This is a genomic window from Streptomyces sp. Tek67B01 (genome assembly GCF_055231995.1).
This window is the reverse complement of sequence record NZ_JBUYUY010000001.1, coordinates 316,761-341,195: the sequence shown is the minus strand read 5'-3', so window position 1 is coordinate 341,195 and position 24,435 is coordinate 316,761. Positions and strand designations below refer to the sequence as shown.

At 70.3% G+C, this 24,435-nt stretch carries 19 protein-coding genes and 1 pseudogene; 8 read left to right on the top strand and 12 right to left on the bottom strand.

The annotated features are described in order from the left end of the window. Window positions 1-232: 232 nt before the first annotated feature. Window positions 233-1,201: a helix-turn-helix transcriptional regulator gene (locus tag ACV7NM_RS01645; protein ID WP_463408505.1), complete on the top strand. Its 969-nt coding sequence runs from the start codon at window positions 233-235 to the stop codon at window positions 1,199-1,201. A gap of 461 nt (window positions 1,202-1,662) precedes the next feature. Here ACV7NM_RS01645 and ACV7NM_RS01640 read toward each other — a convergent pair whose 3' ends face one another. After that, window positions 1,663-2,361, bottom strand: coding sequence for an alpha/beta fold hydrolase (locus ACV7NM_RS01640; RefSeq protein ID WP_463408504.1), 699 nt, complete (start codon window positions 2,359-2,361; stop codon window positions 1,663-1,665). Window positions 2,362-2,883: 522 nt separating this feature from the next. Here ACV7NM_RS01640 and ACV7NM_RS01635 point away from each other — a divergent pair. Continuing rightward, on the top strand, window positions 2,884-5,562 hold the full coding sequence (locus ACV7NM_RS01635) for a glycosyl hydrolase (protein ID WP_463408503.1): 2,679 nt from the start codon (window positions 2,884-2,886) through the stop codon (window positions 5,560-5,562). 1,002 nt (window positions 5,563-6,564) lie between these two features. On the opposite strand, the gene ACV7NM_RS01630 is transcribed toward ACV7NM_RS01635, so the two are convergent. Together ACV7NM_RS01630 and leuA are read right to left on the bottom strand one after the other, a co-directional pair. Next, the gene (locus ACV7NM_RS01630) at window positions 6,565-7,374 is read right to left on the bottom strand and encodes an ABC transporter ATP-binding protein (RefSeq protein ID WP_463408502.1); all 810 of its coding nucleotides are present in this window, start codon (window positions 7,372-7,374) and stop codon (window positions 6,565-6,567) included. After that, window positions 7,371-9,170: a 2-isopropylmalate synthase gene (gene leuA, locus ACV7NM_RS01625; protein WP_463408501.1), complete on the bottom strand. Its 1,800-nt coding sequence runs from the start codon at window positions 9,168-9,170 to the stop codon at window positions 7,371-7,373. The genes ACV7NM_RS01630 and leuA overlap by 4 nt, the downstream gene beginning before the upstream one ends. A gap of 191 nt (window positions 9,171-9,361) precedes the next feature. On the opposite strand from leuA, the gene ACV7NM_RS01620 reads away from it, so the two are divergent. Both ACV7NM_RS01620 and ACV7NM_RS01615 read left to right on the top strand, forming a co-directional pair. Further along, window positions 9,362-10,051, top strand: coding sequence for a FadR/GntR family transcriptional regulator (locus tag ACV7NM_RS01620; protein WP_463408500.1), 690 nt, complete (start codon window positions 9,362-9,364; stop codon window positions 10,049-10,051). Window positions 10,052-10,086: 35 nt separating this feature from the next. Next, window positions 10,087-10,378, top strand: a pseudogene (locus tag ACV7NM_RS01615) (RHS repeat domain-containing protein); the annotation flags it as partial. Here ACV7NM_RS01615 and ACV7NM_RS01610 read toward each other — a convergent pair. Beyond that, window positions 10,379-12,289 (bottom strand): SMI1/KNR4 family protein, encoded by a 1,911-nt coding sequence (locus tag ACV7NM_RS01610; protein ID WP_463408499.1) that lies wholly within the window; start codon window positions 12,287-12,289, stop codon window positions 10,379-10,381. 729 nt (window positions 12,290-13,018) lie between these two features. Between ACV7NM_RS01610 and ACV7NM_RS01605 the strand changes: the two genes are divergently transcribed. Further along, window positions 13,019-13,780 carry a ketoacyl-ACP synthase III gene (locus ACV7NM_RS01605; protein ID WP_463408498.1) on the top strand — a complete coding sequence of 254 codons (762 nt, stop codon included), beginning with the start codon at window positions 13,019-13,021 and terminating at the stop codon, window positions 13,778-13,780. After that, window positions 13,735-14,397 (top strand): alpha/beta fold hydrolase, encoded by a 663-nt coding sequence (locus ACV7NM_RS01600; protein ID WP_463408497.1) that lies wholly within the window; start codon window positions 13,735-13,737, stop codon window positions 14,395-14,397. The genes ACV7NM_RS01605 and ACV7NM_RS01600 overlap by 46 nt, the downstream gene beginning before the upstream one ends. Before the next feature lie 564 nt (window positions 14,398-14,961). Here the strand turns inward: ACV7NM_RS01600 and ACV7NM_RS01595 are convergent. Continuing rightward, window positions 14,962-15,330 carry a nuclear transport factor 2 family protein gene (locus tag ACV7NM_RS01595; RefSeq protein ID WP_463408496.1) on the bottom strand — a complete coding sequence of 123 codons (369 nt, stop codon included), beginning with the start codon at window positions 15,328-15,330 and terminating at the stop codon, window positions 14,962-14,964. 388 nt (window positions 15,331-15,718) lie between these two features. Then, a complete protein-coding gene (locus tag ACV7NM_RS01590) occupies window positions 15,719-16,624 on the bottom strand; it encodes a LysR family transcriptional regulator (RefSeq protein WP_463408495.1) in 906 nt (301 codons plus the stop codon). A gap of 136 nt (window positions 16,625-16,760) precedes the next feature. Here ACV7NM_RS01590 and ACV7NM_RS01585 point away from each other — a divergent pair, with 136 nt between their 5' ends. Then, window positions 16,761-17,579, top strand: coding sequence for an inositol monophosphatase family protein (locus ACV7NM_RS01585; RefSeq protein WP_463408494.1), 819 nt, complete (start codon window positions 16,761-16,763; stop codon window positions 17,577-17,579). A gap of 44 nt (window positions 17,580-17,623) precedes the next feature. Further along, the gene (locus tag ACV7NM_RS01580) at window positions 17,624-18,220 is read left to right on the top strand and encodes an NADPH-dependent F420 reductase (protein WP_463408493.1); all 597 of its coding nucleotides are present in this window, start codon (window positions 17,624-17,626) and stop codon (window positions 18,218-18,220) included. A gap of 271 nt (window positions 18,221-18,491) precedes the next feature. Here the strand turns inward: ACV7NM_RS01580 and ACV7NM_RS01575 are convergent, their stop codons facing one another. The 6 genes from ACV7NM_RS01575 to ACV7NM_RS01550 all read right to left on the bottom strand — a co-directional run bounded on the left by ACV7NM_RS01575 (window position 18,492) and on the right by ACV7NM_RS01550 (window position 24,419). Further along, on the bottom strand, window positions 18,492-19,187 hold the full coding sequence (locus ACV7NM_RS01575) for an MOSC domain-containing protein (protein ID WP_463408492.1): 696 nt from the start codon (window positions 19,185-19,187) through the stop codon (window positions 18,492-18,494). Continuing rightward, the gene (gene gntA, locus ACV7NM_RS01570) at window positions 19,184-19,885 is read right to left on the bottom strand and encodes a guanitoxin biosynthesis heme-dependent pre-guanitoxin N-hydroxylase GntA (protein ID WP_463408491.1); all 702 of its coding nucleotides are present in this window, start codon (window positions 19,883-19,885) and stop codon (window positions 19,184-19,186) included. The genes ACV7NM_RS01575 and gntA overlap by 4 nt, the downstream gene beginning before the upstream one ends. A gap of 106 nt (window positions 19,886-19,991) precedes the next feature. Next, window positions 19,992-21,866, bottom strand: coding sequence for a non-ribosomal peptide synthetase (locus tag ACV7NM_RS01565; RefSeq protein ID WP_463408490.1), 1,875 nt, complete (start codon window positions 21,864-21,866; stop codon window positions 19,992-19,994). A 5-nt stretch (window positions 21,867-21,871) separates the two neighbouring features. After that, window positions 21,872-23,131, bottom strand: coding sequence for an MFS transporter (locus ACV7NM_RS01560; RefSeq protein ID WP_463408489.1), 1,260 nt, complete (start codon window positions 23,129-23,131; stop codon window positions 21,872-21,874). After that, window positions 23,128-24,003 (bottom strand): alpha/beta hydrolase, encoded by an 876-nt coding sequence (locus ACV7NM_RS01555; protein WP_463408488.1) that lies wholly within the window; start codon window positions 24,001-24,003, stop codon window positions 23,128-23,130. The genes ACV7NM_RS01560 and ACV7NM_RS01555 overlap by 4 nt, the downstream gene beginning before the upstream one ends. Beyond that, the gene (locus ACV7NM_RS01550) at window positions 24,000-24,419 is read right to left on the bottom strand and encodes a RidA family protein (protein ID WP_463408487.1); all 420 of its coding nucleotides are present in this window, start codon (window positions 24,417-24,419) and stop codon (window positions 24,000-24,002) included. Before ACV7NM_RS01550 ends, ACV7NM_RS01555 begins: the two co-directional genes overlap by 4 nt. Window positions 24,420-24,435: the final 16 nt, after the last annotated feature.

Genomic DNA, 24,435 nt, shown 5'->3' with positions numbered 1-24,435 from the left:
TGGGAACGCCACCCGCCCGGTAAAGCGTGTCTGATACACATTCCCGGTGCGGGCGCGGTGGTCGAGAGTCTTTTAGCATCGCGGTCGCGACGGATGTGAACGAGAGAGCAGCGACATGGAAACAGCCGCACTGCAACGCCCGCAGGACCGCGACCGACCCAGGGAGCTCACCGCCGAGGAAATGAACCTTTATCGTGAGTTCGCTGAACATGGCCCCCTCCGAACGAGTCAGTTGTACACCCGAACTGCTCCCGGCAACTCCCGCCTGACCCTCGAGTCCCTCCTCGCCGCCGGCCTGGTGCAGCAGATCGGGCCCGACTGCTTCGCAGCAGCCAACCCAGTGGAGGTATCGGAGGAGTTGTTAAAACGGTGGGAGGAGAGGGTTCAGGGGGCCCAACTCGACCTGCTGCGCATGCGGGGACAACTGGCAGAACTCGCCATCGTTCACGCCGCCCGCCAACGCACCCTCCAGGGGCCGCCGTTGGAGCGGATCGAATCTGCCGCCGAACTACGACGCATACTCGACCAGCAAGCGGCCGAATGTGACCAGGAGGTGCTCAGCGCCCAGCCCGGCGGCCCCCAGCCGACCGCCGACCTGCGCCGTGCGCACGAGCGCAACCGGATCCTGCTGACCCGCGGAGTCCGAGTCCGCACCCTCTACCAGCACTCTGCCCGCTTCGACCCGCCCACCGTGCGGTACGAGGCGGAGCTGGCCGATCTGGGAGCCGAGGCGAGAACGGTCTCCGGAGGCTTGCTCCGCTGCCTCGTCTTCGACCGGACCCTCCTCGTCCTCCCTCTCCAGGACGCGACGGGCGGGGCGCTGCTCGTACGCAGCCCGGATCTGGTCGCGTTCGTGGCCGAGATGATCGAACTGCTCTGGGCCACTGGCGAGCACCTCAGCCAACCGCGCGAAAAGGCGTTCATCCAGGACGTCGCCGACCAGGCGAAACGTTCCATCTTGCAGCACCTGGTGCAAGGCGACGACGACCGTGCCACCGCCCGCGCCCTGGGCATCTCCGTGCGGACCTGCCAGCGCCACGTCTCCGCACTCATGCGCCAACTGGGCGCGACGAGCCGCTTCCAGCTCGGGTACCTGGCCCACCGACACGGCCTGCTCACGTCCGACAGCCCGAAGCCGGCGCCCACGGCCGTCGTACCCTCGACGCCACCGCTTCCCGAACCCACACTCATGCAGGCATGAACCCGTTGGCGCCGGTCGGTGCCGTCCAACCGCAGGTCCCCCCACACGCCTCGTCGGGCGTACGACACCCGGCGCTCAGCCGCACACGGGGCCGGGGGACCGCCCCGGTAGGTACGCCGTGCGCCCCGCGAGGGTCAGGTCGCGGCCGACCGCGCGGCAGATCGTCTTGATGGCCTCGCCGGGCGGGGGCCGGCGGACGTCCCACGGCCTGGCCGTCCTGTCCGCGCTGCCGGTGGCAAGCGGTACGGCCGTCGGGGCTGAAGGCCACCGAGGACAGCGCGTCGAAATGTGGGACGTGGCCACAGGGAAGTACCGCACCACCCTGTGGGGGCACCCGCCGCGAGGCCGGCCAGGTCGCGTGTGCGCCGACAAGGCGTACGCCTCCCGGAAGAACGCCGCTTGTCTGCGGCCGGCGCGGGATCCGCTGCACCATCCAGTCGTCCGCAAGCACGGCTCTGCGGTCACGCCCCGGCTGTGTCGAGGAGGACCTGCGCCAGTTCGCGTGGCTGGGAGAACATCGGCCAGTGGCCGGTATCCATCTCGATCAGACGCCAGTGCCCATTGGTCAGCAGCTTGGCCACGTCGCCGCTCGGCTCGGGGTCACCTAGCGTGCACTTGACGTAAGTCGTCGGGAGGTCGCCGAGCGACCTTTCCAACACAGCGGGTTCGGTCAGCGTGGCACCCGGGTGCGGCGTCGCACCGCCCACGATCCGCGCGATCTGCTCATCGGTGAGACCGTGCCCCTCGAAGTGGGCCGCAGGCGCGACCGGCCAGAATCCTCCGTTCGCGGCGATCGATTCCCTCACCATCGCCCCGCCGTCCGGCCAAGTGGAGACGAACGGTTCACCATCGGCCGGAACACTGGAATCAAGGAAGACCACGTGCGCTAGCCGGTCGCCGATCCGCCCGGCTGCCTGACCGCTTGGGACACCCGAGTAACTGTGACCTACCAGAACGACTTCACGCAGGTCCTGGCGCTCGACCTCATCAACGATGTCCTGTACGTGAGTCTGCTGACCAGCCGGCACACCTTGCTTCTCAGCGAGACCGGACAGCGTCAGCGGGTGGGCGCCATGGCCGGCCGCGCGCAGATGCGGCACCACATCGTCCCACGCCCACGATCCGAGCCGCGCACCTGCTATCAGTACAAAGTTCGCCATGGCCGCACCGTAGCGGAGTGGCCCGATGACCGCTCCGGAAATACTTTCGATGAACGTCCTGGTACTGCACGGGTGTTTGTTCTGATGGTTCGATGGTTTCCGGTGGTGTGTGGCCACGTCGTTTGTAGTGGCTGGTGCGGGCTGGGTATTGGCGTCTGCGGCGCCAGTGTGACCAGCGCTGGACGTGGTTGATTCTCGGGCGGGGACGGGTTCGGAAGTCGTCGGGGTGCTCGCCCGGTCCACGCACCTGGGACAACTGCGGTCGTTCCCGGCCTCGGCTCCCCGCCCACCGCACGCCGAGCGCACAGCATTGAAAACCCCAGCGGGTACGGCCGGACCATCCGGCTGTACCCGCCGCGCTCGTTGACGAGGCGTCCCTCGGCGGCCTCGATTGCCCGCCTCAGAGCGGAATGGCAAACTCCGGCTCATTTTTCCCCGCCCCCCTTTCCCGCCTGTCGCGGACACGCCAAGATCTCCCCGCGTCGGGCCACATCCGGTGCCCGACCGTAGGGAGGAGAGCGCATGATGCCTCAACGGCATCGGCGACGGTTCATCACCTGCACCGTCGTAGCCGCCGCGTTCGGACTGGTGGGCACCCAGTCGTTCGCAGCGTCCAGTGACACCCGACCCCGGCCCTGGAACGCGCGCCACCAGGCGGACATCGGCCGCCAGCACACCAGAGCGGTGAACGCCGCTCACGGCAGGTCCGCGTTCGCGGCATCCGGGAGCGAGGACGACGGTTCCGACGAAGCGGAGAACTCCGCCGAGGGCACCGCCCAGTACACCGAGGCCCGAACGGCGCCCGGCGTCGTCGCGCCCGGCGCGTACGGGGCGGCCTGGGCGCAGTTGCAGTCGATGCAGCACACCCGCGGCGACTGGAACCACGTCACGAAGAAGGCGTACAACTCCGACGACCCCCGCTACCGCGACCTCAACTCCAACTCCAGTGGCGGCTCGGGCGATGTTACCGGCCGCATCACCGGGGTCGCCGCCGACGACCAGGGTTACGTGTACGCGGGCGGCGCCAACGGCGGGGTGTTCCGGTCGAAGACCGGCGGCGGGCAGTGGGAGCCCATCGCGGACAAGCTGCCCTCGCTGTCGACGGGCACCCTCGCCCTGGACGGCTCCAAGCGGCTCTGGTACGCCACAGGCGAGTCCAACACCGGCGCGACCTCATACGTCGGTACGGGTGTCTACGTGCTGGCCGATCCGCGGCACGGACAGTTCCAGCCCGGCGGCCGGGTGGGCGGTGCGGAGCTGGAGAGCACCACCATCCACGCCCTGCGGTTCGCCGGTACCACGGTGTGGGCGGCCACCAGCCGGGGCGTGTGGTCGCACTCCACTACCACACTGTCGGGCCCGTGGAAGCTGGAGTTCGCTCCCAACCCGGACTATCTGCCCGGCGGTTCCAAGGCTTCCGACCCCAGCGCACCGTACAAGAACATCGCCAACGACATCGCCGTGGACCCGAAGGACCCGTCCAAGGTGCTGCTCGCGGTCGGCTGGCGGGGCGGTGACACCTACAACGGGCTCTACTCCAAGCAGGGTGACGGCACCTGGCAGCCGGCCGCCGGTATGGGCGACCTGCCGACGAACCACGAGGACGTCGGCAACGTGACGTTCGCGTCCGCCGCGGACGGTTCGCGCATGTACGCCATCGACCAGTCCCCGGCACAGTTGGCCGCAGACCCGAACAGTGGGCTGAAGGGCGTCTACGTGTCCAAGAACGGCTCGCCCTTCGGGCCGTGGACGCAGATCGCCGACTACCCCAAGCTGAAGGCGTCCGGCTCGGCGCTCCAAGGCGACGGCTACATGCCGGGCATCCAGTCCTGGTACAACCAGTTCCTCCAGGTCGACCCGGCCAACGCCGACCACGTCTACCTCGGCCTGGAGGAGGTCTTCGAGACCAAGAACGGCGGCGCGAACTGGATCACCCCGGGGCCGTACTGGAACTTCCCCTTCCCCTGCTGGAGCATCGACCCGGCCAAGCAGACCGGCGACTGCTCACCGACCACGCACTCCGACCAGCACGCGGTCGCCATCGGCACGTACAAGGGCAAGACCTACGCGTACGTCGGCAACGACGGCGGCATCTACCGCCGTCCGGTCAACGGCGCGGTCGACTCCGGCGGCCACGCCAAGGACTGGCAGTCGCTGAACGACGGCACCATCGACACCCTCCAGTTCTACTCGGTGGGCGTCGGCAAGGACCTCGCCTACGGCGGCGTCTCGGTCACCGGCGGCCTGCAGGACAACGGCCAGTCCATCCTCCGCGGCCGCGACAAGGTGATGGGATCCGACTTCGGCGGTGACGGCGGCGACACCATCACCGACCCGAACAACGGCTGCGACATCGCCGAGGAGTACGTCTACCTCGACATGTGGGTTACCCAGAACTGCGGGGTGAACAACGGCTCCTGGGCCACGGACCCGGCCAAGGCCACCGAGTACGAGGTCGCACCCCCGGACAAGGACCTCGGCGGCGCGGGCGCCCGCTTCATCGCGCCGATCGCCTCCGACGCCAAGGACGTCAACACCTGGGTGGCCGGCGGCCGCCACGTGTGGGTCCAGAACAAGGGCTTCGCGATCCGCTCCGGCACGGAGTGGAACAACGCCTACGACCTGGGCGAAGGCCACGTGGCCACCGCCGTCGCCTCCTCCGGCGGCACCGTCTACGCCGGCTGGTGCGGCCCCTGCAACAACCAGGACTTCGCACGCGGCATCGCGACCGGCAACGCCGACGGCACCGGCTGGCACCAGCTGAACCTCCCCGTCGACGGCGCCGTCCCCAACCGCTACATCTCCGGCTTCGAGGTCGACCCGGCCAACGCCCGGCACGTGTACGTCGCCGTCAACGGCTTCTCCCGAAAATGGACCGAAGGCCCCGGCGCAGGCGTCGGCCACGTCTTCGAATCGAAGAACGGCGGGGCCGACTGGACCGACATCTCGGCGAACCTGCCCGATGTCCCCGCCAACTCGGTGAAGCTCGTACCCGGCGCAGGCCTCTCCCTCGCCACCGACCTGGCCGTCTTCTACCGCCCCGCCGGCGCGAGCCAGTGGCAGGTACTCGGCAACGCACTGCCCACCACGGCCGTCATGCAACTGCGCCTCGGCCCGGACGGCAACCTGTACGCCGCCACCCACGGACGCGGCATCTGGTCCTTCGACGCTCGGCGCCTCAGGGGCCGCACGAACGACTGACCAGGTCCCGTGGCCAAACGGCCGGTGCGGCCCCCTCACGGAGATCGCACCGGCCGTCAGGGGATCTGAAAGGCGGCCACGTCTAGGCGCAGGCTGAACACGGGCGCGCCCTGTGTCCCCCAGGTCACCAAGGCCACGCCCGGCCGGGCCGCGCGAAGGGTGACGTGGCCCGTGCCCTCCGTATCGGTCGTGGCCGCAGTGATCACGGCCGGCATCGGAGTGCTCGTGCTCGGCCCCGGCCAAGCGCCACTCGGGCCGGCAGGCACGACGACCGTGACGGTGGCGCCGACCCTCACGCACACCCGCTGGACGGCGAACTCCCCGGGCCGCATGGTGACCGTCACCGCACCCGAGACGCAGCCACCAGGGCGCGGGCTCGCGTCGTTCGGGGGCGAAGCCACAGCAGAGGACAGCGAGGCACCCGATGTTGATTCTTGGGCATCGGGCGAGCCGGAGCCGGTCGCACGCCCGGTGGAGACGAGCGGCGACGGACCCTGCGGCCCGGCACCCCCGTGGACATCACTGTCGTTCACGCAGGCGGTCGCCGCAGCCACCAGTACGACCAGTACCGGCACGAGCCTCAGCCGCAGCAGACTGAGACCCCGCGCCCTCGCACACAACACGCCGACCACCCCTTTCACCGGAGCCAGAACTTCGACGTTCCGGACGGCTCGACGGTTCCGACAGCAGGCGACCGCGTCAGACGTGGTTGACCGGGAGGACGTTACAGGGAGAGAGCGCCCGCGTGGGTCCGGGGCACGCCTCAAGTGCCGCCTCGTCCTGCGGTGGGCGGTGCTCCATTTCGCTGCCGGCCGGCAAACCGGCGTCCACCAGCTGTGTCGGCTTCGGCGTCGAGCGCCGGCTGCTTGCGCCGGCGGACCACTTCGGCGGGGACTGGGGCCTGGTGCGGGACGCCGTGGAGAAGGCCGGGAGGTCGCCGGCCTGACGGACGGGGTAGCGGTGGTGCGCGTCGGCCGGCGCGCACCACCGCTACCGGCCGCCTCAGCCGACGTGCGGCCGGGGCGCGCGGCGGGCCGTCACGGTCCAGCGTCCGTCGGTGCGGGTGAGCCGGATGGGGTGGTCGAAGCACTTGCTGACCTGGTCGCTGGTGAGGACATCGTCGACGGGCCCGGAGGCCAGAGCGCGGCCTTCGCGCAGCAGCAGCACGTGGGTCGTCCCGGGAGGGAGCTCTTCCAGGTGATGGGTGACCAAAACCGAGGCGAGGTCCGGGTAGGTCTGCTGCAACGTGTCGAGTCGGTCGATGAGCTGCTCGCGGCCGGCGACGTCCAGACCGGTCGCGGGTTCGTCGAGCAGCAGGAGTCGCGGACTGGGCATGAGCGCCCGGGCGATCAGCGTACGGCCCCGCTCGCCCTGTGACAGGGTCGGCCACCGTGCCTCGCGGCGGTCGCCGAGGCCGAGCAGCTCGATGAGGCGGTCGGCCAGGGCGACCTGCTCGGGGGTCGGGGTCCAGCGGGGAACGCGTTCGAGGGAGTTGGTGACGCCGGTCAGCACCACGTCGCGGACCCTGAGGGAGGAGCGCAGGTCGTGCCGGGGGTTGACGTGTCCGACGGAGGACCGCAGTTGGCGCATGTCGACACGTCCCAGCCGGTGGCCCAATACCTCGACGGTGCCGCGAGTGGGGTGGGTGAGCGCCCCGAGGAGAGCGAGCAAGGTGGTCTTGCCCGCGCCGTTGGGGCCGAGCAGCGCCCAGTGCTCGCCGGCCCGTACGGTCAAAGACACGTCACTCAAGATCGCGCTGCCGTCGCGGACGACCTCCACGTCCTGCGCCCGGAGTACCGGTGCTGTGGTCACGAGGATGCCTGTTCGCAGCGGTTGACGGCGGCCATGACCGCGTGGACCGACGCGGTCAGGACGGAGGTGTCCCAGCCCGCGCCCCAGCAGGTCACGCCGTTCACACGGCACTCGGCGTAGGCCACGGCGGGGCTGCCCGGCCCGCTGCCGGTGGAGTGCTCGGTGTAGCCGAGGATGTCGACGCCGACGCCCACGGTGCGCAGTGCGTCGGCGAGGGCGGACAGCGGTCCGTTGCCGGCGCCGTGGCAGGAGTGCTCCTGCCCGCCGATACGCAAGGTACAGGTCAACCGGTGCTCGCCGGGGGCGGGTTCCGTGGCGTTCCAGGAGGCCAGGGCGATACTGCCGTCCAGAGCCGGGGCGATGTAGGTGGTGCGGAACAGCTCCCACAGCTCCTTGTGGCTCAGCTCCTGGCCGGTGGAGTCGGTGACGTGCTGCACCGTGCGGGAGAAGTCCGGACGCATCGCCCGGGGCAGGTCCAAGCCATGGTGGGTGCGCAGCAGGTGGGCGATGCCTCCCTTGCCGGACTGGGAGTTGATGCGGATGACCTCCTCGTAGGTACGGCCGATGTCACCCGGGTCGATGGGCAGGTACGGCACCGCCCACGGCGCCTCCTCGGCGGCGAGGCCCTGCTCGGCGGCCTGCTTGGCGTGGTGGGCCATGCCCTTGGTGATGGCGTCCTGGTGGGTGCCGGAGAAGGCGGTGTGCACGAGGTCGCCGCCGTAGGGGTGGCGGGGGTGGACCGGCAGCCGGTTGCAGTGCTCCACCACCTCGCGCACCGCGTCGATGTCGGAGAAGTCGACCATCGGGTTCACGCCCTGCGCGTACAGATTGAGGGCCAGGGTCACCAGGTCGACGTTCCCGGTGCGCTCGCCGTTGCCGAACAGGCAGCCCTCGACGCGCTGCGCCCCCGCCATGACGGCGAGTTCGGCGCAGGCGACTCCGGTGCCGCGGTCGTTGTGCGGGTGGACGGAGAGGATCACCGAGTCGCGGCGCGCCAGATGGCGGTCCATGTACTCGATCTGGTCCGCGTATACGTTGGGCGTGGCGATCTCCACGGTCGCAGGCAGATTGTGGATCACAGGCCGGTCGGGGCTCGCCTCCCACAGCTCGGTCAGGCTGTCGCACACCTCCAGGACGAAGTCCGGCTCCGTGAGGTTGAAGACCTCCGGGGAGAACTCGAACCGGATGTCGGCGCCCGGCCGCTGTTCGGCCTTGCGCAGCAGGTGGCCGGCCGCGTCCAGGATCAGCCGGTGGACCTCCGCGCGGGAGCGGGACAGGACCACGTTCCGCCAGGTGGGCGCGGTCGCGGTGTAGAGGTGTACGAGGGTGCGGGGGAGGCCTTCGACGGAGGCGATGGTCCGGTCGATCAGGTCTTCGCGGGCCGCAGTGAACACGGAGATGGTCACGTCGTCGGGGACGGTGCCGCTGTCGGCCAGGTGCCGTACGAAATCGAAATCGGTCTGGCTGGCGGACGGGTAGCCGACCTCGATCTCCTTGAAGCCCATGGTTACCAGGAGGTCGAACATCCGGCGCTTGCGTTCGGTGTCCATCGGCTCGGCCAGCGCCTGGTTGCCGTCGCGCAGGTCGACCGGCACCCACAACGGTGCCCGCTCGATCCGTCGGGAGGGCCAGGTGCGGTCTGTCAGGGGCAGGGCGACCCGCTGGTGGGCAGGCTGGTAACGGTGGTGCGGCATCGCGCTCGGACGCTGGGGGTTCCAACGCGGCGCATCCGCCGAGATGTCACCGGCGGGAGTACGCAGGGTGGGAAACGTCGTGCTCTGAGAGGGAGTTGCCATGGGGTCCTGAAGTTCCTTCGGTCGGCCATCGTGTGACCGGCACAGCCCGGTACCCCGCTGCGGGGTGCCGGTCGTGTCAGGCCCCGCAGCGGCAGCCAAGGAGAAGGAACTCGTGCGGCAGCATGCGAGGTACAGTAACGACAACTCAGCTCCTCAGACAACCCGAGAGGTAGGCGAAAGGTGAACCCCACATGTCGCTAAGCGCCTTGCGCCCGTCACCCTTGGTCGAACAAGCCACGGAACACTTGCGCGAGCAGATCACCGACGGCGAGTGGACCGTGGGGACGAAGCTCCCCGGCGAGACCGCCCTCGCCAAGTCCCTTGGCGTGGGCCGCTCCACCGTCCGTGAGGCCCTGCGCGCACTGGCCGGCGCGGGACTGGTGCAGGCACGCCAGGGATCCGGTGTGTTCGTCATCGCGTCCCACCCCAAGGAGGACTGGTCCACCCAGCTCCGCCAGGCGCTCATCACGGACGTCTACGAGGTGCGGATGCTCCTTGAGGTGGAGGCCGCGCAGCTGGCTGCGCAGCGCCGTACCGAGGACGACATCACCGCCCTCCACGAGGCCCTGGCCAGGCGCCGTGACGCCGCGAACGCCGGTAACACCGAGTTCGTAGAGGCCGACATCGCCCTGCACCAGGTCATGGTCGCCGCAGCCCACAACCCGGTACTTACCGGCTTGTTCACCGAGTTCGTACCGGTGCTACGGCAACGGCTGCTCGATCTGGTCGAGCTGCTCGACCTGCGCTCCGACGATCCGAACCACGGCGACACGGGGCACGCCGCCCTGGTGAACGCCGTCGTACAGGGGGACGCCGAGGCGGCCGGACGAGCGCTGCGGGACGAGCTGCGGCAGACCCTCGCCCTGCTCCACTCCCTGTGATCCACATCGTCGCCCGTCGTCCTCCTACGCAGCCGGCCGGCGCCGTCCGCTACGAACACGACAACAAAAGGTCGCATCGTCCTGCGGCAAAAGCCCCGGCTCTCCCGCAAGCCCGACACCTGCCACCACGAATCGGACGCGGAGGACCGTCTCACCGCAGTGACGCCACCGGACGGCACCGTCTGGCGGTATACGCACGACCCCTTGGGCCGCCGAAGATCCAAGCAGTCCCCTTTCGAGACCGTCCACTTCACCGGGGACGGCACGACACTCGGCGAGCAGACAAGCGACAACGGCGTCCTGACTTGGGACCACGCGGGCATGCGCTCACCCGACGGTTCCCCTTGTGTGCCGGATCCGGGAGAAGCTGAGGTAGGCGAAGGGCTCGCCCTCGCGCGGCGCCCGCGTCCAGGAGCGTGTGGTGAAGGTGCTGAGCCTGCCCCGGGTCAGCGCGAGGCAGGGCAGCGCGAGCCCGAGTTCGGCGTGGAGAGCCTCCAGCACCCGGCGTTCGTTCTCGGGCTCGGTGTCCTGCGGGCGGAAGAGACGTACGGGGTCCAGAGCGCAGGGCATGGCGCCGGAGCGCTCGATCTCCGCGCCCCGCACGGTGCACGAGAACACCTCCTCGCCCCCTTCGGCCACGGACAGGTGGAACGCGGCCGGGCCCCCACCGACGGAGGAGCGCCTCGGCTCGCGCCACACCACCACCGCGCGGCCTGCGGCGGAGGCGGCCGGAGCGGGGGACACGAACCGTTCGTTCAGGTGGGGGGCGTCGCCGTCGAAAGCGAAGGCCCAGCCTCCGGCGGTGCGGCCGACGGCGGCCAAGGCCCGGTCCTCCCACATCGGCACGTCCTCGCGCTCGTCGCGCCGGAACACCCGCCAGGACCCGAACCGATCCGTGGGCGGGCTCAGTACGGCACCCTCCTCGCCGATCAGGGCGGGCAGGCGGGAGGGGTGGCCCCCTTCTATCCAGACGCAGCGGTACCCGCCTTCCGGCCGGCGGCTCCCCACGGTCTCGGTCAGCCACAGGAGGCCCGGCGGGTCGAGATCGGGCAGCGGCTCGGGAACAGGCCCCCTCTCCCCGGACCGCGGTGTCGAGAGCAGCTCCCGCCCACGCTCCGGGGTGACCAGCGGACCCAGGACCGGATCGGCGAGCAGGCCGACCGGGGCGATCAGGCAGGGCCCGGGCGCCTCCCACGAGGGGAACCCTTCCCGCAGCACCCGCCACGCGGTGTCGGTCTCCCCCCAGCGGGCCACCTCCCAGGCCTCGGCCACGGACCGGCCCCACGCCCCGGCCGGCGCATAGCGGTAGGTGCCGTCCCGCATCCCGTTCAGTATCGCCCCGGCGGACTCCCGGGCGGCCCCGCGCGCGACCATCATCCCCAGCCAATGGTCGTCGCCGCCCAGCCGCCACTGGCCGCGGGCGGGCTCGATGGCCTCCACCGGCAGGATCTCCGGAAGGTAGCGCGGGTCCGCGACCAGGTCGCCGTACCCACGGAAGCTGCCGCGGGCCGACAACTGCCGAAGCTGGTTCAGCAGGAAGGCGCTGCGGGGCCGTCCGAAGGCCGCCGCCTCCTCCAGCATCGGCAGCGCCTCCTCGTACCGTCCGCGCAGGGCCAGCAGGCGGGCCTCCTCGACACGAGCGTCCTGGGCGCGGGTGGTCGCGTTCACGAAGTCGGCCCGCCCCACCCGATCGGCGTGGAAGCTGCGGTACATGGCCTCCATGTACGCCCGGAACGACGGGTAACGGACCGGAGACTCACCGCTCCAGCCCTGGTAGACGTAGAGCGCCCACTCGCCGTCCGGGCCGGTGTCGCCCGGGTCGAGGAGGGCGTACGTCATGTCGGAGTCCGTCTCCAACTGGAGCGCCCGACGCCACATCCCGGCCATCAGGACGTCCTCCTGGCGCGGGTCGTCGCCCAGGCTCTCCTCGTACATCGGGGTCATGTCGAACGGATCCCCGAACCAGTCGATGTCCGCGGCGCCGCCGAGGTGGTAGACCCCGGCCGCCTGGTCCACGTGCCATCCGTCGCTCACGGCCAGGAACGCCCGGTACGAGGGCGGCAGCCGCCGCCCCAACCGCTCCTCGGTCGCCGCTATCGTCGACTCGTCCGCGCCGGGCCGGCCGGGGAGTTCGACACTCAGACCGCCCTCGTCGTCCTCGTTCGCATCCAGGCGCGGGACCCACTCCTCCTGCCACCGCCCCAGGAACTCGTGCCAGTTGAAAGACGCATCACTCATACCCCGAGGGTGTCATCAGGCACTGACAATGACCCGCTACCGCACCCCGACGATCAGCCGCCGGGCCGGCCCCCCGTTACCTAATGGGCAGCGAAGCCGGTAGATCGCTACCCGTTACCCGGCCCCAGAGGTCTTGAAAAAGAGTGTTGCCTCCGGCTTCACAGCCCGTTCGTGGTGGTAGCGGTCGGTGCCGGGAGTGAGTCGCAAGGCACCCCTGGGACCCGATCCCTTGGTCAAGAGCCGACGCCCGGTCCCGTCCGCCGGCACCACCGTGTCCGCGCGGAAACCAGTCCGAGGATCGGATCGTTGCCGTTCGTAGTCCAAGCCGGTTCGCAGGGGTCACCTCGCAAAGAACCAGGGGACTTACGAGCCCCCCCCACAGACAGAGGGCCTGCGGATCGCTGGGACACGACGGCTGATCGGATGCAAGGCGATCGAGCTCCGCCATCAGGGAACCGCGTGCCCCCGCACTCCACAGCGACTGCCGGTGCGTCCGGGCGTCGCCTCCCCGGGGCTGCGGCGGCGAGCCACGCCGCCTTCGCCGGGCGCGCATTCGCCGCTCGGCGTGGGACGCGCCGGCCCTTTCGGGGGGTAGTGGTGCCTTCCCGGTGTGGCTGTGGGGGTGTGGCGGTGAGCGTTTGGCTATGAATTTGCCGATCAGCGCGGTTCGCGTGGAAGCGAGGCAGACGTCGACTTCCGGCTGCGCGCCGCCCGAGCAATGGAGCATCCGTGACGGACATCCTCGGTGCCACGGATGGCGGTCCCGGCCCTGGCCCTGGTCCCGGCCCCGGTGCCGCTGCCGTGCTGACCGGCCTGGGCGCGTGGCTGCCGCCGCGCCGAGTTCCCAACAGTGAGCTGTGCACCCGGATCGATACGTCGGACCAGTGGATCCGTGAGCGCATCGGCATCGCCGAGCGCCGGATCGCGGACCCGCACATCGCGACGGGCGACATGGCGGTGGAAGCGGGTGCGCGCGCCATGGCGTCCGCCTGGGTCGATGCCGTGGACGCGGTGGTGCTGGCATCGAGTACTCCTGACCATCCGTGTCCCGCGACGGCGCCGTGGGTCGCGCACCGTCTGGGATTGCCCGCGGTGGCGGCGTTCGACGTCATGGCAGGCTGCTCGGGATTCGTCTACGCCTGTACGGTTGCTGCCGGCCTGATCGCCTCGGGTGCGGCGGGCCGCGTCCTCGTGGTGGGCGCCGAGGCGATGACCTCCATCGTCAATCCCGACGATCGTGCGACCGCTCCGATCTTCGGCGAGGGGGCCGGCGCCGTCGTTCTCGAGGCCGGCCCGGCGCATGCCGAGGGGGCGTTGGGGCCGGTGGCGTGGGGCAGCGACGGTTCGCTCGCCGACGCCATCGTCGTCCCCGCGCCACCGCTGCCACGCACCTGCTGGACGAATTGGGCCTGCCTCGCGTCAACGTCCTCGGAGCCTCCTACGGAGTGCCGATCGCCTACCGGCTGGCCCAGCGTTGCCCCAGCCGTGTGAGCCGCCTCCTACTGGCGGGGGCCACCCACCGGGTCACGGGCGCTATGCGGGCCTTCTTGCTGGAAGCCGTCCACCACATCGAGAAAGCAGCTCCGGAGCCGGGACAGCCTCTCGACGGTCCGTGCTCGGGGAACGCCGACCACGCCGACCTGCTGGTGCGGTACCTGGTCAACACCGACGAGCCCGACCGCGTCAGGCAGTCGGTCGTCGTACAGCGCTTGCTGCGACGACAGGCACTGCGTACGACGTGGAGGCAGGCACAACGTCACGCCGCTTGCCACCGACGTGTGCTGGACCCCGCTCTGATCCCGCCCGGTGGCATCGTCCGCGTCCCCACTCTGGTCTTCACGGGAGAGCACGACATCACCACGTCCCCGCAGCAGAATCAAGACGTGGCCGACACCATCTCCGGCGCCGGCCTGGTCCTGATCAAGGAAGCCGACCACATGGCCCACTTGGAGCGCGACGCGGAATACGCCCACCTCGTACTGCGCTTCCTGCGCGACGAACCCATCGACACCCTGGATTTCGTGATCGCTTCCGACCCGGTCGGGCAGCGACAGTGCTCCGTCCGGAACGGCGTCGTACCGACCGAACGGCCGCCGCCGGTCGGGTGATTTCCGGCTCGACTCTTCGGTGCCGGGTCGAGCGGCCCGAAAGGATGGCGCTGCTGTTGCCGTCCGGAGTGACTTCCGGTCCGGCGGGATCGCAGAGAGGGAATCATCGTGGGAACGAAGTGGTCCGCCGCTCCATGGGGCTTGGCTCTGGCCCTGCTCGCAGTCACCGCTGCCGCGGGGCCGACGACTGCCCTCGGCCGGGTACCCGACCGAGCCCGGTCCGCCCAGCGCATGGTGCTCACGAACGCCGACGCCGGCCGGACCGTGACCGCGAGTCCTGGCGGTGACGTCGAAGTGCGGCTCACGCATCACCGCGTTGACGGACTCACTTACACATGGGGGACTCCGACGTCCAGTGAGCCCGCCGTACTCCGGCGTACCTCCGACAGTACGACACCGAGCGGCGACGCGGCAGCGGTCTTACACGCGGAACGCGGTGGCGTCGCCACCATCACCGTCGTGCCTCGCTGCCGCGCCGACCAGGGCCGAGTCTGTCCACTGGTGATCGTTCCATGGAAGGCCAGGATCGAGGTGCAGTGACCTGCCCGACGAGTGCCTCGCACGTCATGCCCAGGGGAGCCGGTCGAGGAAGCCGAGGACGGAGGTGATCCGGCCGTCCTCGGCCAGGGTGATCGCATCCGATCCGGCCACCGGAGCGGAGCCGTCGGCGGTGGACATCAACTCCCAGCGGAAGCGGGCGATGTGATGGTTGCCGTCCACCTCACCGACCGGCTTGAACTCGTGGCCGGGGAACTGCCCGTGTACGGCCCGGATGACCGCCGCGATCGCCTCGTGACCGCGCACGTCGGCCAGCGGGTCGGTGTAGGTGCCTTCCTCGGCCCAGGCTGCGGCGACCGCCTTGATGAGAGCGTCGGCGTCAGGGGCGTTCCACGCTTCGAAGTAGCGGGCGACGGCAGCGTCGTACATCGTCATGACAGAACTCCTGGTCGGTTGAAGTGCCCTACACGTCGGGCGAGTTGTCTCGGGTCCTGGGCCGCAGGGCGCCGTCCCGGAACCCGATGTCTCCACTCTGCCGCGCCCCGCCCGACCACGCGATTACCACCCAGGTAATGGCGGCCGCGGGGCCCACCCAGATCCGAACTGCCCACCGCTCGGGTGGCGCGAGCGTTCGGGCGTCTCCCTCGCACGAGGGAGAGGCTCCTTGCCCGGATGCGACCGACGCGGCGCAAGAGCCGACCGGCGACGAGACCAACCACTTCTGCCGGGGGCTTCACTCCTGCCGAGAGCTCAGCACCGAGTCCTGGCAGCTCCCGCGCCGGGCACGCGCACGGACAGGCCGCCGCTGACGTTGCAGCAGGGGCTATGAGGCGCCGTTCATGGTCAGAGCGGTTCGTGCCAGCTTGCGCAACCAGGCGTGGGCGTGGTCGGTGTCGTAGCGCTGATGCCACGACAGGTATACGGACGCCGGCGGAAGTTCGATGGGGAGCGGGAGCACGACCAAGCCGAGGTCGGCGACCGCGGAGCGCGAGGTGGCTTCGGGGACGCTGATCAGGAGATCGGAGCCGCGCGCGAACCGCAGCGCGGCCGCTTCGGTGGGCGCGGTCGCCACCACGCGGCGGGTGAGGCCCAGCCGCGCGAGGGCGTCGTCGAGGGCATTGCCGAGGTTCCCGCGTCGCGAGACGGTGACGTGTTCGGCGGCGGCGTACCGCTTTGCGGTGAGGGTCCTGACCCGGGTGAGGGGGTGCCCCTGCCTGACGGCGACGACGAGGCGGGTCTCGCCCACTTTCTCGGCACGGATGTCCGGTGTGCTCGGGGGGTTGGCGTTCGCCTCCAGGTCCACCTCGCCGCGCCGCAACGCGGGAGTGTCGGTGCTCGATTCCGCGACGAAGCGCAATCGCACGCCCGGCGCCTGTCCGCGTACGGCCGAGAGCAGTGCGGGGCCGCTCGCGGCGACCAGGGAATCGTGCCAGCGGAGGGTGAAAGCCCGTTCCAAGGTCGCCAGGTTTAGTTCACGGCTCGGCGCCAGCACCCCTTGGACCTGATGCAGCAGCTCGTGTACCTGTTCCCGGACGGCGATCGCGTACGGCGTCGGGGTCATCGTGCGACCGGTGCGTACGAGGATCTGGTCCCCGGTCGTGCGCCGGATTCGGCCCAGACTCCGGCTCATGGCGGGGGCCGTGACATGTAGGCGTGCGGCTGCCCCGGCCACGCTGCCCTCCTCCAGCAGCGCGTCGAGTGCGGTGAGCAGATTCAAGTCCAATTGCATGTGAGTAATCCTAGCCGTGCTTTACATGCAGTTGATGTTAATTGCCGCTCTGGATACCTTCGAGACAAGCGCAAGACGGAACGCACAGCGTGGCCGCCACCTGCCTCATCAACCCCTCTCCGACAGGAGTACCACCATGTCCGAAACGCTTCAGACCATTGGCCTGGTCTCTTCCGACGCCGACCTGCTCGCCCAAACCGCGGACAGCGTGCGCGCGGCCGGTTCGGCGCTGCGCGAGCGCTTCGGCGGGGTGGTCCGCTACGAGACCCGCGAAGAGTTGATGCGCGCGCTCGCCGCCAACGACGACACGGCCCTCGACATCCTGCGCCCCCGCCTCTCGCGCCTGCGGCCGGACGCAGGATGGGTGGAGGACGAACTGGACGGCGGAGCGCTGCCGCCCGGCGAGTGGTGGGTCGTGGATCCGGCCGAAGGCAGCGTCAACCACCTGCACGCCCTGCCGGAGTGGGCGGTGACCGCCACCCTCGTGCGGGAGAACCAGCCGGTGCTCACCGCGGTCCACCTGCCGTTGACCGGCGAGACCTACACCGCGGCCACGGGCGCGGGCGCCTACCTCGACGGCCGACCGCTGCACGTCTCCCAGACCGCGGAACTCGGCCTGAGCATCGTGGCCACCAGCCAAGCCCGACCGGACGAGGATGAGAAAGTCGTGCGGCGAGTCGGCTCCTCGATCACCGCGATGCTCTTCGATGCGCTCGTCGTCCGCGCCGCCGTGCCCGCGACCCTGCACCTGCTGGACGTGGCCGCCGGCCGGGTCGACGCCTTCTGGCAGTTCGCCGGCGCCCGCGCCGACCTGCTGCCCGGGGCGCTGCTCGTCACCGAGGCCGGCGGGCAGATCTCCGATGCCGAGGGGCGCCCCTGGACCCCGAAGAGCGAGAGCTTCCTGGCCGCCGCCCCCGGCGTCCACGCCGAGGCCGTAGCAACCCTCTCTCGCTGACCGCGAACCACAACCCGCACGCACGGAAGGAAGACCGAATCATCATGACCACGATCGCAGTTCTCGGGAACGGCCGCGTCGGAGGCAACCTGTCCACCGCCCTCGCCCGGGCGGGGCATGAGGTGGCCGTGGCGGACCGTACGCCGGGCGCCGCCGCCGACGCTGCCCGGACAGCGCAGATCGTCATCAACGCAACCCCGGGAGCCGGCTCGCTGGACCGGCTCGCCGCCCTGCGTGGGGAACTGCGCGACAAGATCCTCGTCGACGTGTCCAACGCCACCGTCGACGGCCCGGACGGGCTGCCCGCCGATCTGCTCTATCCCGGTTCAAGCCTCGCCGAACAACTGCAGGAAGCGCTCCCCGGAACGCGCGTCGTCAAGACACTCAACACCATGCTCTTCCCGGTGATGACCGCACCGGCGATGCTCGCCCAGGCACCCGACGCCTTCCTTTCCGGTGACGATCCGCAGGCCAAGCAGGCCGTCCGTGAACTGCTCGTCGATCTCGGCTGGCGCAAGGAGTGGATCACTGATCTCGGCGGGATCGGGACCGCCCGCGCCACGGAGGCCGCGATGCTGTTCGTACCCCACGTGATTCGGGCCGGCGGATATGCGCCCTTCGCGATCTCGATCGCCCGCTGACCCGCACCCGGTGCACAGCCCCGGCGGGCCCACATCCATAGCGGATACGCGGCGCGACCGGTGCCTGCGATTCGGATGCGGCCGGTGCCGCGGGATCTGGCAGGTACCCCGCCGGGCGAGCGCCAGGGGGAGGGCGCGGCACCCGGTCGACTCCATCACGATGTCGTACGAGCCCCCGCCGACCTGTCAGGGGTGCGAGAGCCGAACGGGGCCCTCGATCCGGAGCCCCGCATCGCCATGGGGGTCGGGGCCGGGGGTGTGGGGGAGCGGACTATCGGTCCGTGCGTGTGGCGTACTTGGCGGTGTACTGCTGGGCGATCTCCAGTTGTTCGCGCTCCATCCAGGGCGCCGCCACGAGTACGTCGGGCAGCATCGTCCGTTCCGTGGTCACCGCGCGGAACAGGCGGGACACGGTCACATCGTGGTCCGGGCGGTGCTCGACGGTGATGTGGTCGCCCGCGCTGACGTCGCCCGCCTCGATGACGCGGAGCATCGCTCCGGGGGACCCGGCGCGTGTGAAACGGCGTACCCAGCCCTTCTCGTCGAGCCAGCCGGCGAAGGTGCGGCAGGGGATACGTCCGCCGGTCACCTCCAGAACGGTGTCGCGGCCGACCCGCCACCGTTCTCCGATCAGCGCGTGGCGGAGGTCGAGGCCGAGGACAGTCAGGTTTTCGCCGAAGGAGCCGTTGCCCAACTCTCGGTTCAGCTCCCGCTGCCACTCGTCCAGCTCTTCCCGGGCGAAGGCGTAGACGGCGCGGCAGGTGCCGCCGTGGAAGCGCAGGTCGCACACCGAGTCACCGCTGACTCCGCTGCCCGCGACCCCGGGTGGCCCTGCCGGGGCCACCCGGACCGGCCCGTCCACCGGCTGTTTGTCGATTCCCGTCGCGCCGCCCGGGGCGTCCGTGTAGGGCACCGCGCGGGCCCGGCCGACGTTGACGCTGAGCACGGAGCCGTGCGAACTGCTCACGCGTCGGACCGGTGCGTGGCCGCGGGTCCTGCGGCTGATGCGTCCCGAGGGGCGAAAGGGCACTGCCACTGCGCGTCCGTCTGCATCCCCGAATACTGCCGCACCTCGGACGACTCGCCGAATTCCGCGAGGTTCGGGTTGATGGAACCCTGCTGGCGCATCTCGCGCTCACGTATGCGGCGCTGGAGACCTCCGTAGACGCCGTTCTCCACCAGTCGGCGAAACTGGTGGTGTGAGTTGAACGCCATCGCGGGGAAGGGGAAGCGCCGGGTGATCCTCGACGCGTTCTCGTGCATGCCCACGACGAAGAACGGGTGCCCGGCCACGCTGAAACCGAACTTCGGGGAGTCGGGATCCGAATCCGCGCCTTCCGCCCAGGCGAAACCGCGGTTGCCGTCGAAGGCGTGCAGGTCCGTCAGCTGCCGCCACAGCAATGCGTGGAAGTCGGGCTCCGGGAGCCCCAGCGGGCCCTCGAAGACGGCGACGATGGTGGCGAAGTTCTGTTCGGGGTTGAGGTCGTGCGAGACGAACTCGGTGAGGGCGTCGTGGAGCGCGGCCGTCGCACTCTCGGTGCCCATGACCCCCACGTGGGCCTGGCGTAGGCTTTCGCGGCGCAGGGCCGACTTGGCCCCCAGGCAGGAGAACTCCTCGCTCTCGATCCAGGCCGCCAACTGGTCACGGACGGGTACGGCAGTCATGAAACCTCTCCCTCGGCGTATCGGACTGGCGTGTTGTGCTTGTTGGTCTGCTGATTTGATCTTCGGCCGGGCCGGCGGCTCGTCACGTCGGTACCGCGCTCCCCGTTCAGCACGGCACGATGCGGGTCGCTACGGACCGTGCGTCGCCCGCCGTCAGGAGGTCCGAGGGCCGCAGGTGCCAACCGCGTTCGCGCATCGCGCCGCTCACCCGGAGAGCGACGAGCGAGTCTCCGCCGTGGGCGATGAAGTCGTCGTCGGGGCCGAAGTCCGGGGCGCGGAGCAGGGTGCGTGCCAGTTCGAGGACCAGGGTGAGTTTCGCGGCCTCGTCCGTCCTGTCGGAGTCGGCCGCGGGCGCCATGGCAGGCGTGGGTGCGTTGTCCTCGGCCGCGGGGTCTTCCTGTGCGGTGGCCTGCGGTGCGGAACCCGCGTACTCCTGCGCGAGCACCGCGGCCACGGCACGGCGGTCGATCTTGCCGGAGGTGGTCAGCGCAAGCGCGTCGCGGACGCTTATCAGGCCGGGGACGAGGTGGGAGGGCAGGCGTGCGCGCAGATCCTCGCGGATCTGCGCGGCCGTCGGGCCGCCCGCGGTCACCGAGAGGGCGGCGGCCAGGATGCGTCCCCCGGTCCCGCTTCCGTCGTCGAGGGCCACCGCAGTGGCCGCGGTGACGCCTGGCGTGGCCGTCAAGTGCAGGTCCACCTCGTCGAGTTCGATCCGGAAACCGCGGACCTTGACCTGATTGTCGAGGCGGCCGAGGAATTCCAACGCGCCGTCCTGATGGCGTACGACCAGGTCGCCGGTGCGGTACATCCGCGCGTCGACCACCGTGGTGAACGGGTCGGGGCGGAAGCGCTCGGTGGTACGCGCCGGGTCGTCGAGGTACCCGTCGGCGAGCGGACTGCCGCCCACCCAGAGCTCGCCGGGGGTTTCGTCCTCGGTCGGACGCTGATCGGCATCGAGGACGTAGAGCCGGCGGTTGCCCACCGGGCCGCCGATGGGCAGGCCGGTCGTGGCCGGGACGGGCTCGTCTGCCCGCAGGACGAAAGCCGCGCAGGTCACCACCGTCTCGGTCGGCCCGTAGCCGTTGACCAGCGTGCAGTGGCCCATCGGTCCGTTCCGGTGCACGTGGATGTCCTTCGTGCTCGCGGCCTCGCCGCCGATCACGACGGTGCGTACGCCGTCGAAGGAGAGGCCGGCGCCCTCCGTCCCCTGTATTTGGGCGCAGACCAGACGCCAATACGCGGTGGGGAGTTGGAGTACCGACACACCCAGGTCGCGTACCCGGTGGGCGAGCTCCGCCGGGCTCAGGGCGCGGTCCGCGGAGTCCAGGAAGGCCACCGTGCCGCCGACGGCGAGCGTCGGCCAGATCTCTTCCTGGGCGACGTCGAAGCCGAGCCCCGCGAACTGGAGCACTGTGTCGCGGTCGCGTAGATCGAGGAGGTCGCCGATTCCGGTGGTGTGGTCGGCGAAGGGGTCCTGGCCGACGAGCACTCCCTTGGGGGTGCCGGTCGAACCCGAGGTGTAGATCACGTAGGCCGCCCGCTCCCGGGGGCGGCCGGTCGCCGGACGCGCGGCGGGAGCGGTGTCGGCGAGTGCCCGGGGGCCGTCGGGGCCGAATAAGGCCCGGGCTCCGGAACGGCTCAGCAGCCGATCGCGGTACGCGTCGGGGGCCCCGGCGTCCATGGGCAGGAAGGCGGCGCCGACGTGCCAGCACGCCAGCATGGCGACGACCGCGCCGGGGCCGGAGGGCAGCCGCAGACCGACGAGGTCACCGGCGCCCACTCCCAGCGTCGACAGTTCGACGGCGGACTTCTGTGCGCGCTCCCACAATTCGGCGTAGGTGACGGTCGCGTCCGCGGTCCGTAGGGCGACGCGCTCGCGTACCGCCGTGTCCGGGTGTCCGGCCGTCGCGCCGATCCGGTCGGCCACCCATCGAGGGGTTGCCGTGGTGACAGGAGGACTGATGTAGCTGTTGGTGGTCATCGTGGTCATCGGATACCTGACTCGGTGGGGAGGTTCAGACGGTCGTCAGCGGCTGGGGGGTCCATGGGCTCGGCCTGTACCGGACGCAGTCGTCGGCCGCCGGCCAGGGCGACCACGAAGCCGACGCCGCCGCAGAGGGCCGCGAAGGCGTAGGCGGCCTGCGCGCCTCGGGAGTCCGCGAGGTGGCCGCTCACCGAGGAACCGATGGACACCCCGAGCCAGAGAGCGGTGGACTGCCAGGCCAGTGCCTCCGTGCGGTGGGAGGCGGGCACTCCGTCCACGACCAGCATCATCGCCACGATCATGGCCGGACAAGAGCTGGAACCCGCCAGGAGGAGCACGAGGGCGGCCCCGGTGAAGGTGTGGACCACGAGCATCGGCAGGATGCCGACCGCCATGATCAGGGTGGAGACCCACAGGATCCGCGGCAGGGGAGCCGACCACTCCCGCGCACCGTACGCCACTCCCGCCACAGAGCTGCCGATCGCGTAGATCCCCAGCAGGACCCCCGCCATGAAGGGCTGCTGCTCCTCACCGGAGAACGCCACCGTGGCTATGTCGACCGAGCCCCACATGCCGCCGAAACACAGGTTCAGGGCCGCCACGAGGGCGACCGGTCCCAGGAACAGGGCGCTCCTGCCGGACTTGGGGCCGGGCTTGCGCTGCGGCTCGGTGCGCCGGCTGAACGAGAGCAGGACGCTGCCGCCGCACACCAGGATCAGCGCGCCGACCAGGCCGGCGGCCGGGCTCACCCCGACGGCGAGTGAGGTGGCGATGACCGGGCCGACGATGAAGACGACCTCGTCGACCAGGGATTCCAGTGCGAAGGCGGTCCCCTTCAAGGACGAGCCGTCCAGCAGGCCGCTCCAGCGCGCCCGGACCATCGAACCGAACGCGGGTGTCGCCGCACCCGTCAGCGCCGCCGTGACGAACAGAACCCACAGCGGCGTTCCGTCGTTCAGCGTGCTCACGACGAACGCGCCGCCGCTGACCGCGCAGAGCACCGCGCAGCAGAGCAGGACCTTGTACTGCCCCACCTTGTCTGCCACACGGGCCAATTGAGGTGCGGTCACCGCGTACCCGACCGCGGAGACGGCCGACAGCGCGCCTGCGGTGCCGTAGTCCCCCCGCGTCCTGGAGACGAAGAGCAGGATGCTGATGCCCGTCATGCCCAGAGGGAACCTGGCGAGCATGCCGGGGAGGAAGAACCCCCAGGCGCCCGGGGTCGACAGGACCGTGCGGTAGCGCGTGACTCCCGCGATCATCGCTTCAGCTCGGCCACGAAGCCCGAGAGCAGGCGCGTGAGTGCCTCCGTCTCCTCGAAGTGGACGGCGTGGCCGGCGGCGAGGTCGTGCGTCTCCAGGTCGGGGTGGCTTTGGAGGAAGGTGCGCACGCGGTCGTTGTCGACCAGCTTGTCCCGGGTGCCGAACACAGCCCGTACCGGCAGCGGCCCGATGCGTCCGTAGTCCGTCTCCGACTTGACGGCGATGGCCTCCCACGAGTCGATCGTGCCGACCGTCACGTGCGAGAGCTTCAGCTTGTCGTCCTCGATGGCCGCGAGCCACTGCGCACGATCGGTGAAGTCGGTCGGGCGCAGTGGCACCCTGATGAAGGGACGCGTCGTCTCGACGGTGATGCCGAGCTCCTCGATGACCTCCAGGGCGGCGTCGATCGAGCGGTCCAGCACGTCGGAGTAGCGGTCGTTGAAGAAGAAGCCGGGGCAGACCATGAGCAGGCTCGCGAGTACGTCGCGGTCGGCGAGCCCGGCCGCGACGACCGTCGCCACCTGGGCGCCGAAGCACCAGCCGGCCAAGTGGATGCGGGTTCCTGGGCGGGCTTCCTTGAGACTGCCCAACAGCAGAGCGATGTCCCGGACGGCCAGGTCGCCGTCCGGGATGTGTCCGCGCACGGCGTTGAGCCCTGAGCCGCGCAGGTCGACGGCGAGGAAGGCGACGTCGTCACCGAGTTCGGTGAGCCGGGCGCCGAGCGGTGCCTGCCAGCCCGCGTGACTCATGCCCCCGTGCAGCATCACCACGAGGTCCGCTGCGGTCTCGGCGCCCCAGAGCCGGTAGTGAGTGACGTACCCGTCCGGCTGCTCGAAGGTGTGGACGCCTTCCAAGGTGGTCTGGACTATCACTGTCGCTCTCTCCTCTGTGTCGCCGGGATGTCCTCGGTGCACGCGAGCGCCTCGACCTCGACGCGCAGCGCGGGCGTGGCCAGTGCGGCCACCGTCATGACGGTCATGCAGGGGCGCAGGTCGCCCAGCCACTCGCCCATCCGCCGGCGCCGACGCTGCAGATCTACCTCGCCGGCGAAGTAGAACGTCAGCTTGACCAGGTCCTCATGGCGCATTCCGGCCGCTTCGAGGTTGGCCGTGACGTTGTCCAGCGCGATGCCGAGCTGCTCGACCGGGTCCTCGGGGAGCTCGCCGTCGGGGGCCATGCCGATCTGGCCGGAGATCACGAGCCAGCGGACCTGCCCGGAGATCTCGGCCTGGTGCGAGTAGGCGGCGAGCGGCGCCGCGATCCCCTGGGGGTTTCGGAAGGTGTTCACGGAAGTTCTGTTCCCT

Excerpts from the sequence above, each read along its gene's own strand:
- ACV7NM_RS01640 (WP_463408504.1), bottom strand. The coding sequence starts at position 2,361 with ATGGCGAACTTTGTACTGATAGCAGGTGCGCGGCTCGGATCGTGGGCG.
- ACV7NM_RS01635 (WP_463408503.1), top strand. The coding sequence starts at position 2,884 with ATGATGCCTCAACGGCATCGGCGACGGTTCATCACCTGCACCGTCGTA.
- leuA (WP_463408501.1), bottom strand. The coding sequence starts at position 9,170 with ATGGCAACTCCCTCTCAGAGCACGACGTTTCCCACCCTGCGTACTCCC.
- ACV7NM_RS01620 (WP_463408500.1), top strand. The coding sequence starts at position 9,362 with ATGTCGCTAAGCGCCTTGCGCCCGTCACCCTTGGTCGAACAAGCCACG.
- ACV7NM_RS01610 (WP_463408499.1), bottom strand. The coding sequence starts at position 12,289 with ATGAGTGATGCGTCTTTCAACTGGCACGAGTTCCTGGGGCGGTGGCAG.
- ACV7NM_RS01595 (WP_463408496.1), bottom strand. The coding sequence starts at position 15,330 with ATGACGATGTACGACGCTGCCGTCGCCCGCTACTTCGAAGCGTGGAAC.
- ACV7NM_RS01590 (WP_463408495.1), bottom strand. The coding sequence starts at position 16,624 with ATGCAATTGGACTTGAATCTGCTCACCGCACTCGACGCGCTGCTGGAG.
- ACV7NM_RS01585 (WP_463408494.1), top strand. The coding sequence starts at position 16,761 with ATGTCCGAAACGCTTCAGACCATTGGCCTGGTCTCTTCCGACGCCGAC.
- ACV7NM_RS01580 (WP_463408493.1), top strand. The coding sequence starts at position 17,624 with ATGACCACGATCGCAGTTCTCGGGAACGGCCGCGTCGGAGGCAACCTG.
- gntA (WP_463408491.1), bottom strand. The coding sequence starts at position 19,885 with ATGACTGCCGTACCCGTCCGTGACCAGTTGGCGGCCTGGATCGAGAGC.
- ACV7NM_RS01565 (WP_463408490.1), bottom strand. The coding sequence starts at position 21,866 with ATGACCACCAACAGCTACATCAGTCCTCCTGTCACCACGGCAACCCCT.
- ACV7NM_RS01560 (WP_463408489.1), bottom strand. The coding sequence starts at position 23,131 with ATGATCGCGGGAGTCACGCGCTACCGCACGGTCCTGTCGACCCCGGGC.